At 74.1% G+C, this 13725-nt stretch carries 17 protein-coding genes and 1 riboswitch; of the genes, 6 read left to right on the top strand and 11 right to left on the bottom strand.

All coding sequences use genetic code 11. The features are described from left to right. The first annotated feature begins 12 nt into the window (after window positions 1-12). Window positions 13-384, top strand: a complete 372-nt coding sequence (locus ACH35V_RS12650; RefSeq protein WP_131962259.1) for an RNA polymerase-binding protein RbpA — start codon at window positions 13-15, stop codon at window positions 382-384. A 228-nt stretch (window positions 385-612) separates the two neighbouring features. Next, a riboswitch (ZMP/ZTP riboswitch) is annotated at window positions 613-699 on the top strand. A 52-nt stretch (window positions 700-751) separates the two neighbouring features. Beyond that, the gene (gene glyA, locus ACH35V_RS12645) at window positions 752-2023 is read left to right on the top strand and encodes a serine hydroxymethyltransferase (RefSeq protein ID WP_395972187.1); all 1272 of its coding nucleotides are present in this window, start codon (window positions 752-754) and stop codon (window positions 2021-2023) included. Here the strand turns inward: glyA and ACH35V_RS12640 are convergent. Continuing rightward, entirely contained in the window at window positions 1990-2802 is an 813-nt protein-coding gene (locus tag ACH35V_RS12640; protein ID WP_395972186.1) for a class I SAM-dependent methyltransferase, read from the bottom strand. The two genes, glyA and ACH35V_RS12640, sit on opposite strands and share 34 nt — an antisense overlap. 130 nt (window positions 2803-2932) lie before the next feature. Here ACH35V_RS12640 and ACH35V_RS12635 point away from each other — a divergent pair, with 130 nt between their 5' ends. Beyond that, on the top strand, window positions 2933-3664 hold the full coding sequence (locus tag ACH35V_RS12635) for a carboxymuconolactone decarboxylase family protein (RefSeq protein ID WP_395972185.1): 732 nt from the start codon (window positions 2933-2935) through the stop codon (window positions 3662-3664). After that, window positions 3657-4265 carry a GNAT family N-acetyltransferase gene (locus ACH35V_RS12630; RefSeq protein WP_395972183.1) on the top strand — a complete coding sequence of 203 codons (609 nt, stop codon included), beginning with the start codon at window positions 3657-3659 and terminating at the stop codon, window positions 4263-4265. The genes ACH35V_RS12635 and ACH35V_RS12630 overlap by 8 nt, the downstream gene beginning before the upstream one ends. A gap of 10 nt (window positions 4266-4275) precedes the next feature. Here ACH35V_RS12630 and ACH35V_RS12625 read toward each other — a convergent pair whose 3' ends face one another. The 3 genes from ACH35V_RS12625 to ACH35V_RS12615 are packed head-to-tail and all read right to left on the bottom strand — an operon-like array spanning window position 4276 to window position 6656. After that, window positions 4276-5004 (bottom strand): aspartate/glutamate racemase family protein, encoded by a 729-nt coding sequence (locus ACH35V_RS12625; protein ID WP_395972181.1) that lies wholly within the window; start codon window positions 5002-5004, stop codon window positions 4276-4278. A gap of 7 nt (window positions 5005-5011) precedes the next feature. Continuing rightward, complete coding sequence (locus ACH35V_RS12620; RefSeq protein ID WP_395972180.1) at window positions 5012-5824, bottom strand: class I SAM-dependent methyltransferase; 813 nt, start codon at window positions 5822-5824, stop codon at window positions 5012-5014. Between the two features lie 37 nt (window positions 5825-5861). Further along, complete coding sequence (locus tag ACH35V_RS12615) at window positions 5862-6656, bottom strand: SDR family NAD(P)-dependent oxidoreductase (protein ID WP_395972178.1); 795 nt, start codon at window positions 6654-6656, stop codon at window positions 5862-5864. A gap of 121 nt (window positions 6657-6777) precedes the next feature. Between ACH35V_RS12615 and ACH35V_RS12610 the strand changes: the two genes are divergently transcribed. Then, entirely contained in the window at window positions 6778-7149 is a 372-nt protein-coding gene (locus tag ACH35V_RS12610) for a VOC family protein (protein WP_395972177.1), read from the top strand. A 35-nt stretch (window positions 7150-7184) separates the two neighbouring features. Here ACH35V_RS12610 and ACH35V_RS12605 read toward each other — a convergent pair whose 3' ends face one another. The 3 genes from ACH35V_RS12605 to ACH35V_RS12595 form a co-directional block, all read right to left on the bottom strand. Continuing rightward, the gene (locus ACH35V_RS12605) at window positions 7185-7763 is read right to left on the bottom strand and encodes a dihydrofolate reductase family protein (RefSeq protein WP_395972176.1); all 579 of its coding nucleotides are present in this window, start codon (window positions 7761-7763) and stop codon (window positions 7185-7187) included. 65 nt (window positions 7764-7828) lie between these two features. Further along, complete coding sequence (locus ACH35V_RS12600; protein ID WP_395972174.1) at window positions 7829-8830, bottom strand: sigma-70 family RNA polymerase sigma factor; 1002 nt, start codon at window positions 8828-8830, stop codon at window positions 7829-7831. Between the two features lie 73 nt (window positions 8831-8903). Continuing rightward, window positions 8904-9359 carry a MarR family winged helix-turn-helix transcriptional regulator gene (locus tag ACH35V_RS12595; RefSeq protein WP_395972173.1) on the bottom strand — a complete coding sequence of 152 codons (456 nt, stop codon included), beginning with the start codon at window positions 9357-9359 and terminating at the stop codon, window positions 8904-8906. Window positions 9360-9454: 95 nt separating this feature from the next. Between ACH35V_RS12595 and ACH35V_RS12590 the strand changes: the two genes are divergently transcribed. After that, the gene (locus ACH35V_RS12590; RefSeq protein ID WP_395972172.1) at window positions 9455-10948 is read left to right on the top strand and encodes an MDR family MFS transporter; all 1494 of its coding nucleotides are present in this window, start codon (window positions 9455-9457) and stop codon (window positions 10946-10948) included. Here ACH35V_RS12590 and ACH35V_RS12585 read toward each other — a convergent pair. From ACH35V_RS12585 to ACH35V_RS12570, 4 genes are all read right to left on the bottom strand, one after another. Beyond that, the gene (locus ACH35V_RS12585) at window positions 10945-11610 is read right to left on the bottom strand and encodes a response regulator (RefSeq protein ID WP_395972171.1); all 666 of its coding nucleotides are present in this window, start codon (window positions 11608-11610) and stop codon (window positions 10945-10947) included. The two genes, ACH35V_RS12590 and ACH35V_RS12585, sit on opposite strands and share 4 nt — an antisense overlap. A 26-nt stretch (window positions 11611-11636) precedes the next feature. Next, window positions 11637-12065 (bottom strand): pyridoxamine 5'-phosphate oxidase family protein, encoded by a 429-nt coding sequence (locus tag ACH35V_RS12580; protein ID WP_395972170.1) that lies wholly within the window; start codon window positions 12063-12065, stop codon window positions 11637-11639. Between the two features lie 39 nt (window positions 12066-12104). Then, complete coding sequence (locus tag ACH35V_RS12575; protein WP_395972169.1) at window positions 12105-13271, bottom strand: sensor histidine kinase; 1167 nt, start codon at window positions 13269-13271, stop codon at window positions 12105-12107. 93 nt (window positions 13272-13364) lie between these two features. After that, window positions 13365-13697: a cupin domain-containing protein gene (locus tag ACH35V_RS12570; protein WP_395972168.1), complete on the bottom strand. Its 333-nt coding sequence runs from the start codon at window positions 13695-13697 to the stop codon at window positions 13365-13367. Window positions 13698-13725 lie beyond the last annotated feature (28 nt).

Below are 13725 nucleotides of genomic sequence, written 5' to 3'. Positions count from 1 at the left end.
GAGGAGTACTCCGTGGGTAGTGGCAACGCGATTCGGGGCAGCCGTGTCGGGGCCGGTCCGATGGGAGAGGCGGAGCGTGGCGACGCCGCCCCCCGCGTGTGGGTGACCTTCTACTGCGCCAACCGGCACGAGACCCGCCCCAGCTTCGCGACGGACGTCGCAGTCCCCGAGACCTGGGACTGCCCGCGCTGCGGGTTCCCCGCCGGGCAGGACTCGGAGAACCCGCCGGCCCCGCCGAAGACCGAGCCGTACAAGACGCACCTGGCGTACGTGAAGGAGCGCCGCAGTGACGAGGACGGCGAGGCCATCCTCGAGGAGGCGCTGGCGAAGCTCCGGCAGAAGCGCGCCGCCGTCAAGAAGGCCCTGGAGTCCGCGAGCCGCTGACGGCCCGCGCACCGACCACCGCACGGCCCGGCCCCCACGCAGGGGGCCGGGCCTTGCGCTTTCCGGGTGGCGCCGAAGCGCCCGGAGCGGCCCCGGAGCAGCTCTGGAGCGGCTCTGAAGCGGCCGTGGAGCGGCTCTGGAGCGGCTCTGAAGCGGCCGTGGAGCGGCTCTGGAGCGGATCGGCGATACCGGCGACCGGCGCGAGCGGGCGTGCCCGCGCCGGTAAGATGGCGCCCACGCGACTGGCGCAGTCAAGGTGGAGACGACCACCGGGGAGCGAATGCAGTCCGCACACCGCGCGCCTGGGTGTACGGGTCCCCATCCGCCGGGGTGCCCGAACCCCGGCGCGGACAGCGCGGAGGCATCCATGCACGAACCGGCCCTTCCCCATCTGCACGACCAGGACCCCGAGATCGCCGGGATGGTGGAGGACGAGGCGCGCCGCCAGTACGAGAAGCTGCGGCTCATCGCCTCGGAGAACTACGTGTCGCCCGCCGTCCTGGAGGCCGCCGGCACCGTCCTGACCAACAAGTACTCCGAGGGGTACGCGGGCAAGCGGTACTACGAGGGCCAGCAGCTCGTCGACCCGATCGAGACGCTCGCGATCGACCGGGCGAAGGCGCTGTTCGGCGTCGAGCACGCCAACGTCCAGCCGTACTCGGGGTCGCCCGCGAACCTCGCCGTCTACATGGCGTTCCTGGAGCCGGGCGACCCGGTGATGGGCCTGTCGCTGCCGATGGGCGGGCACCTCACGCACGGCTGGTCGGTGTCGGCCACCGGCAAGTGGTTCCGGCCCGTCCGGTACGACGTCCGCGCCGACACCGGGCGCGTCGACATGGACCAGGTCCGCGACCTGGCGCTGAAGGAGCGGCCGAAGCTCATCTGGTGCGGCGGCACCGCGATCCCGCGGACGATCGACTTCCCCGCCTTCGCCGAGATCGCCCGCGAGGCCGGTGCAGTACTGGCCGCCGACATCGCGCACATCGCGGGCCTGATCGCGGGCGGCGCGCACCCGTCCCCGGTCGGCCACGCCGACGTGATCTCCACGACCACGCACAAGACGCTCCGCGGCCCGCGCGGCGCGATGGTCATGTCGACGGCCGAGCACGCGAAGGCGGTCGACAAGGCCGTGTTCCCCGGGCTGCAGGGCGGCCCGCACAACCACACCACCGCCGCGATCGCCGTCGCGCTGAAGGAGGCGTCGCAGCCCGGGTTCGCGACGTACGCGCGGCAGGTCGTCGCGAACGCCAAGGTCCTCGCCGCGGCGCTGACGGACCGCGGCTACGACCTGGTCTCCGGCGGCACCGACAACCACCTCATCCTGATCGACCTGACCGGCAAGGGCATCGGGGGCAAGCCGGCCGCGCAGGCCCTCGACCGCGCCGGGATCGAGCTGAACTACAACGCCGTCCCGTTCGACACGCGCAAGCCGTTCGACCCGTCCGGGCTGCGCGTCGGCACCGCCGCGATCACCACCCGCGGGCTCGGCGAGGAGCACATGCCGCGGGTCGCGGCCTGGATGGACGAGGTCGTGCAGGCCGCGTCCAAGCAGGACGAGAGCGCCGTCGAGCGGGTCGCGGGGCAGGTCCGCGAGCTGCTGGCGTCCTACCCGATGCCCGGCTGGACGCCCGCGCCGTAGCCGCCGCGCAGGATGGTGATCATGCGCCAGGCGGCGGGGTCGGTGAGGGCCACCGCGTCCTGACCGGCCCCGAAGTCGCCGTGCCGGGCCAGCACGTCCAGGCCGCCCGCGAGACGGATCGCGGCGTCCAGCTCGGTGGCCGTCCAGAACCGGTACGGGACGACGTCGCGCAGCACCCGCGTGCCCCCGTCCCCGGTGATGGTCATCGTGACGTGGTCGTCGGCGATCTGGGTGACCGGGTCGAGCCGGTCGCCGGGCTCGCCCCACCGCACGCTGGCGTGGACGCCGCCGCGCTCGACCGTCCAGCCCGTGCTGACGCTCGGGTCGTCGCCGAGCCGGTCGCGCGGATGCGACATCTCCACGATGTACAGGCCGCCGGGGGACAGGTGCGCGGCGACCCGGCGCAGGTGCGCGACCAGCGCGTCCAGCGTCATCAGGTGGGACGTCGAGTCCAGCATGGTCACGATCAGGTCGAACCGGCGGCCGAGGTCGAACCGGGTCATGTCGTCCTGGACGACCGTCACCTCGACGCCGTCGCGCGCCGCCTCGCGGGACGCGTGGGCGCACATCTCCGCGTTCAGGTCGAGGGCGGTGGCGGCGAGGCCGCGGCGGGCGAACTCCCGGGCGTGTTCGGCGGGCCCGGCCGCCAGCTCAAGCACCGAAGCGGGCTTCGCGTCGTGCTCGGCGCACCAGCCGAGCAGCGCGTCCGCCTCGGCGGGCACGTCGCGGAACGAGCACGCCAGCTCGTACGCCCACGGATCGTCGTAGATGCCGCTCACCCGGCCATCCTGCCAGGCCGGACGGCGGGTCCCGGCCGGTGTCACGCGACGGCCATGTCATCGTGCGGCAGAGGTTTCACATTCCGGACGGGACTTGAGCCGCCAGGGCCGACCGCCTAGCGTGCGGTAAGTGATCGACCCCGTGAGCGGTGAGCACGTCAACGACCGACCAGCGCGCGGTCCGTCCACGACCCGGCTCCCGCTGCTGCTCCCCGGCTCGCTCAGCGACGAGCAGCTGGCCGTCTACGAGGCGGTGACCGGCGGCCCGCGCGGCGCCGGCGGCACGGGCCCCGCCTCGGAGGACGACCCCGCGGATCCCCCGGCCGGTGAACCCGTGTTCGGCCTGGCCGACGCGTCGGGACGGCTCCTCGGCCCCTTCAACGCGATGCTCTACAGCCCGTCCGTCGGGCTGCCGCTGCAGGACCTCGGCGCCGCGCTGCGGTTCCGCACCGCGTTCACCAGGCGGGAGCGGGAGATCGCGACGCTGGTCGTCGCCGCGCACCTGCGGTCCGACTTCGAGTGGTACGCGCACGAGCGGATCGGCCGCCGCGCCGGGCTCGCCGACGCCGAGACGGACGCGCTCCGCGAGGGCCGCGCCCCGATGCTCGCGGACGTCCGCGAACGCGTCGTGTACGAGGCGACCCGGCAGCTCGTCGCCGAGGACGACCTCGGCGACGCCGTGTTCACCGAGGCTGCGACCACGCTCGGCCGCGCCGCCGTCGTGGAGCTGGTCACGCTCGTCGGGTACTACCGGGCGCTGGCGCTGCAGCTGCGCGTGTTCCGGGTCGGCGTCCCGGACGGCGAGCCCGCGCCCGAATGGCCCGCCCCCGGCGGCCCGTCCGGAGAGGACGGGCATGAGTGAGGTGCTGCGCACGGTGCGGCTCGTCCTGCACCCGGTGTCCATGCGGGACCACGGCGCGCTGCTGACGCACTGGACGGGCCCGCTCGTCCGGCGGCACCTGTTCCACGACCGGCTGATCTCCGCCGTCCAGGTGTCGGAGATCATCGACTCCAGTGAGCGCGACTTCGCCACCGAGGGTTACGGGCTGTGGGCGCTGCGGTCCGCCCGCTGGTCCGGCGGGATCGACGGCGACGGCGCCGGCGCCCGGCCGCCCGCGGCGGGCGAGCCGCTGATCGGCGTGGCCGGGCTCAGCCACCACGACGGCCCGCTCGGCCACGGCGTGGACGTGGAGATCCTCTACAGCCTGGAACCGGACCGGTGGGGGCAGGGCCTGGCCGCCGAGGCGTCCCGCGCGGTGCTGGACTACGCGTTCGGGGTGGTCGGCGTGCACCGGGTCACCGCCGAGATCGACACGGCGAACCCGGCGTCGGCGGAGATCGCGCTGCAGCTCGGGATGCGCCGCCGCCCGGACGGCCCCGCCGGGCCCGACGGCGCCGCCTACTACGCCGCCGAACGCTCCCGCTGGATCGGGTCCCGCCGGATCGTCGACGCCGTCCCGTAGTGCCCGCCGCTCACTTCTGGACGGGGCCGCCGCGCCATGCGGGGAAGGGGCGGTGGCCGACGGCCGTCTCGAAGGCGGCGCGGGCGAGCAGGCGGGTGGAGTCGAGCGTCGGCAGCGGCGAGACGCCGGGCGTGACCAGCAGCGGGATCTCGGTGCACACCAGCGCGACGGCGTCGCAGCCGCGTTCGGCGAGGCGGTCGATGACGCGGACGTACTCGCGCCGCGAGTCGTCGGTGAAGACGCCGTTGACCAGCTCCTCGAAGATGATCCGGTGCACGGTGTCCCGGTCGGCGGCGTCCGGGACCTCGGCCGCGATGCCGCGCGCGGCCAGCTCACGGGGGTAGAGCGGGCCGTCCATCGTGTAGCTGGTGCCGAGGACGCCGACGCGGGCGCGGCCGTCCCCGGCGGCCTGCTCGGCGACGACCTGGGCGATGTGCAGGCCGGGCAGCGGCAGGTCGGTGCCGGGGCGTTCGAGCGCCATGTGCGCGGTGTTGTCCGGGCAGACGAAGAAGTCGGCGCCCGCCCCCGCGAGCCGCCGGACGCTCTCGGCCAGCGTCGCCCGGATCGGGTCGTGGTCTCCGGCGTCCCACGCGGGCATGCTCCGCGCCATCGCGATGAGGTCGAGCGTCACGTCCGGGTGGTCGTCGGGGCCCAGTTCCCGGAAGCCCTCCTGGCAGAAGGCGCGGAGGCACAGCGCGGCGCCTTCCATGCTGTGGGCGAGGATGCCGAGATGCTTCATGCGTCCATCATCGGTCAGGACGGCTGGTCGGCTCCCGCCGGGCCGCGGTGATCGCCAGGGTGGTGTAGGCCAGGGTGAAGCCGCCGCCCAGCCGGTCGATGGCGGGCGCGACGCCGTCCCGCACCTCCGCCAGGCCGTCCGGCGGGAGCCGCGTGAAGGCGCCGAAGGTGGGCAGCTGGTCGAGCCACTCGTCCCGGGTGCAGGGCTGCTCCCAGCCGAACCGCCACCTCTCCGGCTCGCCGAACGCGCCCGTCCGGCGCATCCCGTCGGCGGCCTTGTCCAGCCCGGCGGAGTACAGGTCGACGGCGGACTTCGTGAACGCGCCGAAGTCGATCGGCGAATCGGGGATCACCCGGCGGCAGACCTCGGCGAGGGCCTCCGCCACCTCGGACGGGAGCTGCTGCGCGTTCCAGAACGCCGCCAGGAGGCCGCCGGGACGCAGCACCCGCGCCGCCTTGGCCGCGCCGGCGTCCGGGTCGATCCAGTGCCAGGCCTGGCCGGCGACGACCGCGTCGAACTCGCGTCCGGCCGGGTCCCAGTCCTCGAACGTCGCGACGTCGGCGTCGACCCCGAGGCGCCGCGCCAGGCCGGCCATCCGCGCGTCGGGCTCCACCCCGAGCACCGCGGCGCCCGCGGCCTGGAGCTGCCGGGCGGCGATCCCGGTGCCGCAGCCGACGTCGAGGACGTCCGGGCCGGGAGCCGTGGCGACGATCCGTTCGATCAGCTCGGCCGGGTAGCGAGGACGGACGCGGTCATAGCGTTCGGCGTCAGTGCCGAACGACTCCGCCATTCGGCGGTGCTGGTGGGGCTCGGTGGGCATGCGCTCACGTTAGTGGGCGCTTGCCCACTCGTCCACGTCAGGGGACGGGGACGAGGCCGCCGTCCACGCGGAGGTCGATCCCGTTGACGTACCCGGCGAGCGGGCTGGCCAGGAACGCCACCGCGGCGGCGATGTCGTCGGGGGTGCCGAGCCGGCCGGTCGGGTTGGGCGCGTACTCGGCCGTCACCAGCGGCTCCAGTTCGTCCCAGTCCTGCGGCCAGCCGCGCCGGGCGGCGCCGTCCTCGAACAGCTTGCGCATACCCGCGGTGACGATCACGCCGGGGCTGACGGTGTTGGCGGTGATGCCCGTTCCGGCGAGATGCCGGGCCAGGCTCGTGGTCATGTTGACGACCGCCGCCTTGGCCGCCGAGTACTCGACCAGGTTGGGCAGGGGAGTGGTCGCCGCCCGGCTCCCCAGGTTGACGACCCGCCCCCAGCCGCGCTCGCGCATGCCCGGCAGCACGGCCCGGATCACGCGGACGGCCGACAGGACGTTGCCGTTCATCGCCTCCAGCCAGGCCGCGGGTTCGGCGTCGTCCCAGTCGTGCTCGGCGACCGGTCCGGCGTTGTTGACCAGCACGTCCACGCCCCACGCCGCGGCCCGCCCGGCGACCTCCGCCGCCGCGCCGTCGTCGGTGAGGTCGCCGAGCACGACCTCCGCCGCGCCGCCCGCCGACCGCGCCCGTGCGGCGACCTCCGCCGCGCGCTCCGCGTCCCGGCCGTGCACCAGCACCGCGCATCCCTCGACCGCCAGCCGCACCGCCACCGCCGCGCCGATTCCGCCGCTGCCGGCCGTGACCAGCGCCTTCCGTCCTCCAAGCTCCAGATCCATGACTCCCGACCCTAGGCGGGACCACCGACGATCCCCGCCACCGACGATCCCCGCCGGCAGCGGCCGGTGTTAGCCTGCGGGCCGTACGTTCGATCTTGAGTGACGGAACGGGGTGCCCGCGGTGGCGTGTCGGATCAGCGAACTCGTGCTCGACTGCCGCGACCCGGAGGCGCTGGCGGAGTTCTGGTGCGAGGCGCTGGGATTCGTCGTGCTGCACCGGGAGGACGGCGACGTGGAGATCGGGCCCAGGGAGGGCTTCGGCGGCCTCCAGCCGACGCTGGTCCTGTCCCGCAGCGACGACACGAAGCCCGGCAAGCTGCCGCTGCACATCGACGTCAACCCCACCGACCGCGACCAGGACGCCGAGCTGGAACGGCTGCTCTCCATCGGCGCGCGGCACGCCGACGTCGGGCAGACCGGCGAGGAGAGCTGGGTCGTCCTCGCCGACCCCGAGGGCAACGAGTTCTGCCTGCTGAGGCGCCGCCTCGGCTGACCGTCCGCCCGGTCCGGCGTCTGTCCGGTCCGGTGTCAGGCCGGGGCGTAGCGGGTGAGGACGAGCTCGCCGCCGGGCAGCGTGCGGGCCTCCAGGAGCCGGAGCGGGACGGGCGAGCGGCCCCCGGACACCGGGGTCCCGGCGGTGAGGAAGGCCGGGCCGATCATGAGGTGCAGCTCGTCGACCAGGCCGGCGGCCAGCAGGTCGTTCCACAGCGTGCGGCTGCCGAACACCAGGATCTCCTTTCCGGGGGCGTCCTTGAGGTCGGCGACCCGGGCGTGGGCGTCGGCGCGGCCGACGATCTCGGTGTTGTGCCACGGCGCCGTCCGGGCCGGGGCGAGCGTGTCGGAGATCACGACCTTGTCGACGGCGTTCATGAGCCTGGAGATCTCGCGCTCGACGGGAGCCCGGGACGTGTCGTCGGCGATGGACGGCCAGTAGCTCTTGAAGCCCTCGTAGCTCCTGCGTCCCAGCAGGACCGTGTCGGCGGCGCGGAGGCGTTCGGCGTTGTACTCGCTGAAGGCGTCGGCGAAGGGCAGGGCCATGACGTCGTTGCCGGGGCCCTCGTAGTAGCCGTCCAGCGAGATGATGTTGGCGACGATCAGCTTGCGCATCGGTTTCTCCTCGTGATTCAGGCGTTTCACAGGGGGAGAGACGCGGCGCGCCGCGGATTCATCGGTCAGGACGGAAATTCTTCCGGGAGGCCGAACAGCGGATACAGCGCGGGGTCGAGGAAGGCGGAGATCCGGGTGATCCGGCCGTCGCGGAGGCTGAGGACGTTGATTGCGCCCATGCGGAAGCGGCCGTCGGGGCTCCGCTGGTAGCAGGCGAACCCGGGCTGGCCGTTCACCTGGATCGGCACGAGGCGCCAGGGCGTCTCGAAGACCCGTTCGGCGAAGAAGCGGGCGACGACGTCGCGGCCGTCGAACCAGGCGGGCAGCGGCGGCATCGTGAACCGGACGTCCTCGGCGAGCAGCGCGACGAGGGCGTCCACGTCGGCCCGCTCCCAGGCGGTGACGAAGGCGTCGATCAGCTCGCGCCGCCCGTCCCCGCCGAGCGCGGACAGCTCGGTCTGCTGGCTCGCGCCGGGCACCCGTTCCTGGACGGCCTTCCGCGCCCGCTGCAGGGCGCTGTTCACGGCGGCGGGCGTGAGGTCCAGGAACGAGGCCACCTCGGCGGCGGAGAACTCCAGCACCTCCCGCAGGATCAGCACCGCGCGCTGCGTCGCGGGCAGGTGCTGCAGCGCGGCGACGAACGCCAGCTCCACGGTCTCGCGGCGGGCGAACGACGCCTCCGGGTCGGGCTCGGCGGCGGCGACGTCGTCCGGCCACGGCTCCAGGAAGACCGGGCCCGGGACCGGCTCGCCGAGGTCGTGGACGTCGCCGCGCGGCGGCCCGTGGTCAGGGGTCAGGACGCGCCGCGGACGCTTCGAGGCGAGCCGCAGGCAGGCGTTGGTGCTGATCCGGTAGAGCCAGGTGCGCAGCGAGCTGCGTCCCTGGAACCCGGGCAGGCCGCGCCAGGCGGCGAGCAGCGACTCCTGAAGCCCGTCCTCGGCGTCCTGGAGGGAGCCGAGCATGCGGTAGCAGTGCGCCTTCAGCTCGCCCCGGTAGCGGCTGACCAGGGCGTCGAACGCCGCCGCGTCGCCCGCGCGCGCCCTGGTCAGGAGTTCGGCCTCGTCCACACGCGGAGCCTAGCCGGTGGCGGGATCCGCGTCCGGGCGGCGGGCGGCGGGCAGCGGGTGTCGCGCGCGGGCGTCAGCCGTCGTAGGTGTGGACGAAGCGGGCGAGGAGGCGGGCGAACTCGGTGCGTTCGGCGTCCGTCCAGTCGCTCATGGCCTTGGCGAAGTGCTCCTGGCGGGTGCGGCGGGTGGCGTCCACGACGGCACGGCCCTCGGCGGTCAGCTCAAGGTGGATGCGGCGGCCGTCCTCCTGGGACGCGACGCGCCGGACGTAGCCGGACTTGACGGCCTCCGCGACGATGCGGCTGCCGCGCGAGGCGTCGACGCCGAGGCGGGCGGCGACCAGGCCGACGCTCATCTCCTGGCCGGCGTCGTCGGGGCCCTCGTCGATCACGTCCACGACGTGCAGGACCTGGACGTCCACCGGCAGGTTGTGCTCCCGGATAGCGGCCCTGCCCAGCCGCTGCCGCGACATGCCGCGCCGCAGCTTGACCATGCTCCGCTCGACGGCGTCCAGTGCCTCCTCGCTCATGCCGGCCAGTCTAGCTAGGTTGCGCAGCTCATATGCATGCGCATAGCATTCACATGTTTACAGCATATTAATGTGAGGTGCATATGGTTGCGTTGATGGGCCGCCGGGACCGGCGGCTCGCGTTCGGCGGGCTGATGCTCGCCGGGCTCATGTCCTCGCTGGACGCGACGGTGCTCGGCACCGCGCTGCCCGCGATCGTCGGGGACCTCGGCGGGCTCGGCCGGATGGCCTGGGTGTCGACCGCCTACGTGCTGGCCGCCAGCGTCACCGTGCCCCTGTCGGGACGGCTGGGCGACCTGTTCGGACGCCGCCTGGTCCTGCTGATCGGGCTCGCCGGGTTCCTGGCCGGGTCGGCGGCCTGCGGGGCGGCGCCGTCCATGGACTGGCTGATCGCGTTCCGCGTCGTGCAGGGCGCCGCCGCGGGCTGCCTGATGAGCTCTATGTTCGCGGTCACCGGCGACTTGTTCGAGCCGAGGGAGCGCGCCAGGTACCAGGGCTACTCGGCGCTGATCTTCGCCGTGTCGAGCGTCGCCGGGCCGCTGGTCGGCGGGTTCCTCACCGACCACGCGTCCTGGCGGTGGGTGTTCTACGTCAACCTGCCGCTCGGCCTCGCCGCCGCCGCCACGACCGTCCTGTTCCTGCGGCTCCCGAAGCCGGAGGGCAGGCCGCGGATCGACTACCCGGGCATCGTGCTGCTCGGCGCGGCGGTCACCTGTTTCACGCTGTTCACCAGCTGGGCCGGGACGCGCCACGCGTGGGACTCGCCGGTCGTCCTCGCGCTGGCCGCGGGCTCGGCGGCGCTGTTCGCCCTCTGGGTCCTCGCCGAGCGGACGGCCGCCGAACCGGTGATCCCGCCGCGCCTGTTCCGCGACCGGTCGTTCGCCGTTGCCTGCGCCGTGGCGGCCGTCGGCGGCGCGACGGGGTTCGGCCTCGCGATCTACCTGCCGATGTTCTTCCAGGTCGTCGGGGGAGTGGGGGCGACGGAGTCGGGCCTGCTGCTCCTGCCGATGATGATCGGCCTGCTCGTCGCGTCCATGGGCGCCGGGCAGTACATCGCGCGGACCGGCCGCTACCACCGCCTGCCCGCCGCGAGCATGGCGCTCAGCGCGCTGGGCGTCGCGCTGCTGGCGACCATGGACACCGGCACCGGCCTGCTCACCGCCGGGTGCTACATGGCGGTCCTCGGGTTCGGCGCGGGCCTGTCCCAGCAGGTCGTCATGCTCATCGCCCAGAACGCCGCGCCGCGCCGCGACCTGGGCGCGGCCAGTTCCGGGGTCTTCGCGACGAGGATGCTCGGCACCGCGGCCGGGATGGCGGTGTTCGGCGCGATCGTGTCGAGCCGCTTCGCCGAGGAGGTCGGACGCCGCGTCCCGGACGGGAGCGTCCCCGCGTTCCGCGACGCCGTCCGTCCCGAGGTGCTGGACGCGCTGCCCGCGCCGGTGCGGGACGGCGTCGCCGAGTCGTTCGCGGCCGCCTTCTCCGACCTGTTCCTGATCGGGCTCCCCGTCCTCGCGGTGGGGCTCGCGGCCGCGCTGCTGCTGCCGAACGTCCCGCTGGCGCCCCGCGGCGGACCAGGGGCCGGGGACTAATCGTCGAAGGCGGCGTCGTGGACGAGGAGCGCGATCTGCACCCGGTTGTTCAGGTCCAGCTTCGTCAGCAGCCGCGACACGTACGCCTTCACCGTCGCGACGCTGAGCGACAACTCAGCGCCGATCTCGCTGTTGGTCCGGCCGCGTCCGACGAGGGCGGCGACGGCCCGCTCGCCGTCGCTCAGGCGGCCCAGCAGCTCCCGGGCGCGGGCCTGGCGCGGGTCGGCGCCGGAGTCGGCGACGTAGGACATCATCTTGCGCAGCACCGCCGGCGACATCATCGGCTCACCGGCCGCGACCTGCCGGATCGCCCGGACGATCTCCGGCGGCGGGGTGTGCTTCAGCAGGAACCCGCTCGCGCCCGCCCGCATCGCGCGCATGATGTGGTCGTCGGTGTCGAACGTCGTCAGGATGATGATCTCCGGCGGGTCGCGGCGGGAGCGCAGCAGCTCGGTCGCGGCGAGCCCGTCCAGCCGGGGCATCCGGATGTCCATCAGGACGACGTCGGGCCGGTGCCGGTTGACGGCGGCGACGACCTCGGCGCCGTCGGCGACGTCCCCCACCACGTCGAGCCCGGCGTCGTTCGACAGCATCATCGACAGGCCGGCCCGGACGAGCGCGTCGTCGTCCACGATCAGGACGCGGACGGGTGGGGAGTCCATCCCGCCACCCTATGGCCCGCGGCGCCTCACGGCCGCTGCACGCGCCGTCCGCTGACCTCCCGCGCCGCCAGCCGGAACCAGGCGTCGCGCTCCCCGGCGGGCCACGGCTCGACCAGCGCGGCCTGCTCGATCTCCGCGTCCGACAGCGGATGCGCGCCGCCGCGCAGCAGGACGCTCCACCCCTCGTGGCTCGCCTCGTCGAACCGGTCGACCTCGAACGCCGCCCGGACCTCCCCGCCCGCCACGACGGTCAGCAGGCTGCGGCTCAGCCGCCCGCCGACCGACGTGCGGAAGATCACCGCCTCGCCGTCGAGGGAGTAGTTCACGGGGACGACCGCGGGCCCCTCGCCGTCGTCGAACGCGACGCGGCCGACCCTGCCGCCGGCGATGAGCCGGAGGCATTCGGCGCGGTCGAGCTCTTCGAGAACGGGCTGGTCAGAAGGGTTCGCTGCCATGCGTGTTCCCTTCCCGGCACGCGCCGCCCCATTCGGGATCTACAGGGGGAGGCGGGCGTGCAGGCGGAAGCGGCCGTCGCGGGTGCGGCCGTGCTCCAGGGTGCCGCCGAGCAGCGCGACCCGTTCGGCGAGGCCGACGAGGCCCGCCCCGGCGCCGGGGATGGCGAGCGCGGGCGGGCCGGCCGGGACGGCGTTGACGACCTCGATGTCCAGCTCCTTCCCGGCGTCGAGGGTGACCCGGACGGCGGCGCCCGGCGCGTGCTTGCGGGCGTTCGTCAGCCCCTCCTGGACGATCCGGTACGCGTGCCGCCCGACCCGGGACGGGACGCGGTCCGGGTCGGGGACGTTCTCGTCCAGCGTGACGCGGCCCCCGGCGCGCCGCGACTCCAGCACGAGCCCGGACAGGTCCGCGAGCGTCGGCTGCGGCCGCTCCGGGTCGGCGCCGGGCGAGTCGGCGTCTCTCGGGTCGGCGCGCAGCACGCCGATCACCTCGCGCAGGTCCTCCATCGCCTCGTAGGCGCTCCGCCGGATGATCCCGGCGGCCTCGCGCTGCTCGGCGGGCGTGTCCGGGCGGAACTCCAGCGCCCCCGCGTGCACGGCCAGCAGCGAGATGCGGTGCGCGAGCACGTCGTGCATCTCGCGCGCGATCCGCTCCCGCTCCAGCAGCCGCGCCTCCTCGACCCGCAGCCGCTGCTCCGACTCCGCGGATCGCGCCCGCTCGTGCAGCGACTCGATCAGCTGCCGCCGCGACCGGACGAGCATCCCGACGGCGACGAGCACGGCGTAGCCGAGGACGAACACGATGGCCGCCTCCCAGCGCTCCCGCTGGCTCGTCATCCCGTCCGTCAGCTGGAAAACCGTCACGACGAACGCCGAGTTCAGCGCGGCGAGGGCCACGGCCGGCCGCCACGAGCGGTGGACGGCGACGGTGAACAGGCTCATCGCCGTGGCGCCCCACGAGACGGAGCTGGCGAACTCCAGGAAGGTGAGGCCCAGCGCCACCCCGACCGGCCACCGGCGCCGGAACAGCACCAGCACCAGGATGCCGGCGCCCCCGAGCACGGCCTCCCGGACGTCGTCGAGCAAGCCCGGCGGCGCCGGATACTCCTCCCGGGCGCCCGCCAGCACCAGCAGCCCGATCATCAGGGCGGCCGCCGCGACGGCGGCGTCGCGGCTCCATTCGCGTGCGGACCTGCGGAGAATCACGTCCACCACGCTAACCGCCGCCGTCGCCCGCGGCAGTGGCCGCAGGTCGGCGCTCCGTCGACTTTGGTATCGCCGGGCGGCGGCGGCAGCGGGTCAGCCGAGTTTGGCGACGGTGAGGAGCACGGCGGCGTCCTCTATGGCCTCCAGGCTGTGCCGCGCGTCCGGGACGATGAGGAGGTCGCCGGAGATGCCGTCCCAGGAGTGCTCGCCGCTCAGCATCCGCACCCGGCCGTGCAGGACCATGACCGTCGACTCGCCCGGGTTCTCGTGCTCCGCCAGCACCGTGCCCGCCGTCAGGGCGATCAGCGTCTGCCGCAGGACGCGCTCGTGCCCGCCGTAGACGGTCTCGGCGCTGCGTCCCGTGGAGCCGGCCGCGGCGCGCTTCAAGTGGTCCCGTACCTGTGCGTCCAGCGAGAGCTTCTGCATGGCACCCAGTGTGCCCACCCTCACGGGC

It is taken from the genome of Actinomadura sp. 1N219 (genome assembly GCF_044326405.1).
Classification (GTDB): Bacteria; Actinomycetota; Actinomycetes; order Streptosporangiales; family Streptosporangiaceae; genus Spirillospora.
This window is presented reverse-complemented; position numbering and strand designations above follow the sequence as displayed.

What these genes read in the sequence shown, in the direction of transcription:
- ACH35V_RS12595 (WP_395972173.1), bottom strand. Translation starts at nt 9,359, where the DNA reads ATGAGCGAGGAGGCACTGGACGCCGTCGAGCGGAGCATGGTCAAGCTG.
- ACH35V_RS12590 (WP_395972172.1), top strand. Translation starts at nt 9,455, where the DNA reads ATGGGCCGCCGGGACCGGCGGCTCGCGTTCGGCGGGCTGATGCTCGCC.
- ACH35V_RS12615 (WP_395972178.1), bottom strand. Translation starts at nt 6,656, where the DNA reads ATGGATCTGGAGCTTGGAGGACGGAAGGCGCTGGTCACGGCCGGCAGC.
- ACH35V_RS12580 (WP_395972170.1), bottom strand. Translation starts at nt 12,065, where the DNA reads ATGGCAGCGAACCCTTCTGACCAGCCCGTTCTCGAAGAGCTCGACCGC.
- ACH35V_RS12585 (WP_395972171.1), bottom strand. Translation starts at nt 11,610, where the DNA reads ATGGACTCCCCACCCGTCCGCGTCCTGATCGTGGACGACGACGCGCTC.
- ACH35V_RS12625 (WP_395972181.1), bottom strand. Translation starts at nt 5,004, where the DNA reads ATGAAGCATCTCGGCATCCTCGCCCACAGCATGGAAGGCGCCGCGCTG.
- ACH35V_RS12570 (WP_395972168.1), bottom strand. Translation starts at nt 13,697, where the DNA reads ATGCAGAAGCTCTCGCTGGACGCACAGGTACGGGACCACTTGAAGCGC.
- ACH35V_RS12605 (WP_395972176.1), bottom strand. Translation starts at nt 7,763, where the DNA reads ATGCGCAAGCTGATCGTCGCCAACATCATCTCGCTGGACGGCTACTAC.
- glyA (WP_395972187.1), top strand. Translation starts at nt 752, where the DNA reads ATGCACGAACCGGCCCTTCCCCATCTGCACGACCAGGACCCCGAGATC.
- ACH35V_RS12630 (WP_395972183.1), top strand. Translation starts at nt 3,657, where the DNA reads ATGAGTGAGGTGCTGCGCACGGTGCGGCTCGTCCTGCACCCGGTGTCC.
- ACH35V_RS12620 (WP_395972180.1), bottom strand. Translation starts at nt 5,824, where the DNA reads ATGCCCACCGAGCCCCACCAGCACCGCCGAATGGCGGAGTCGTTCGGC.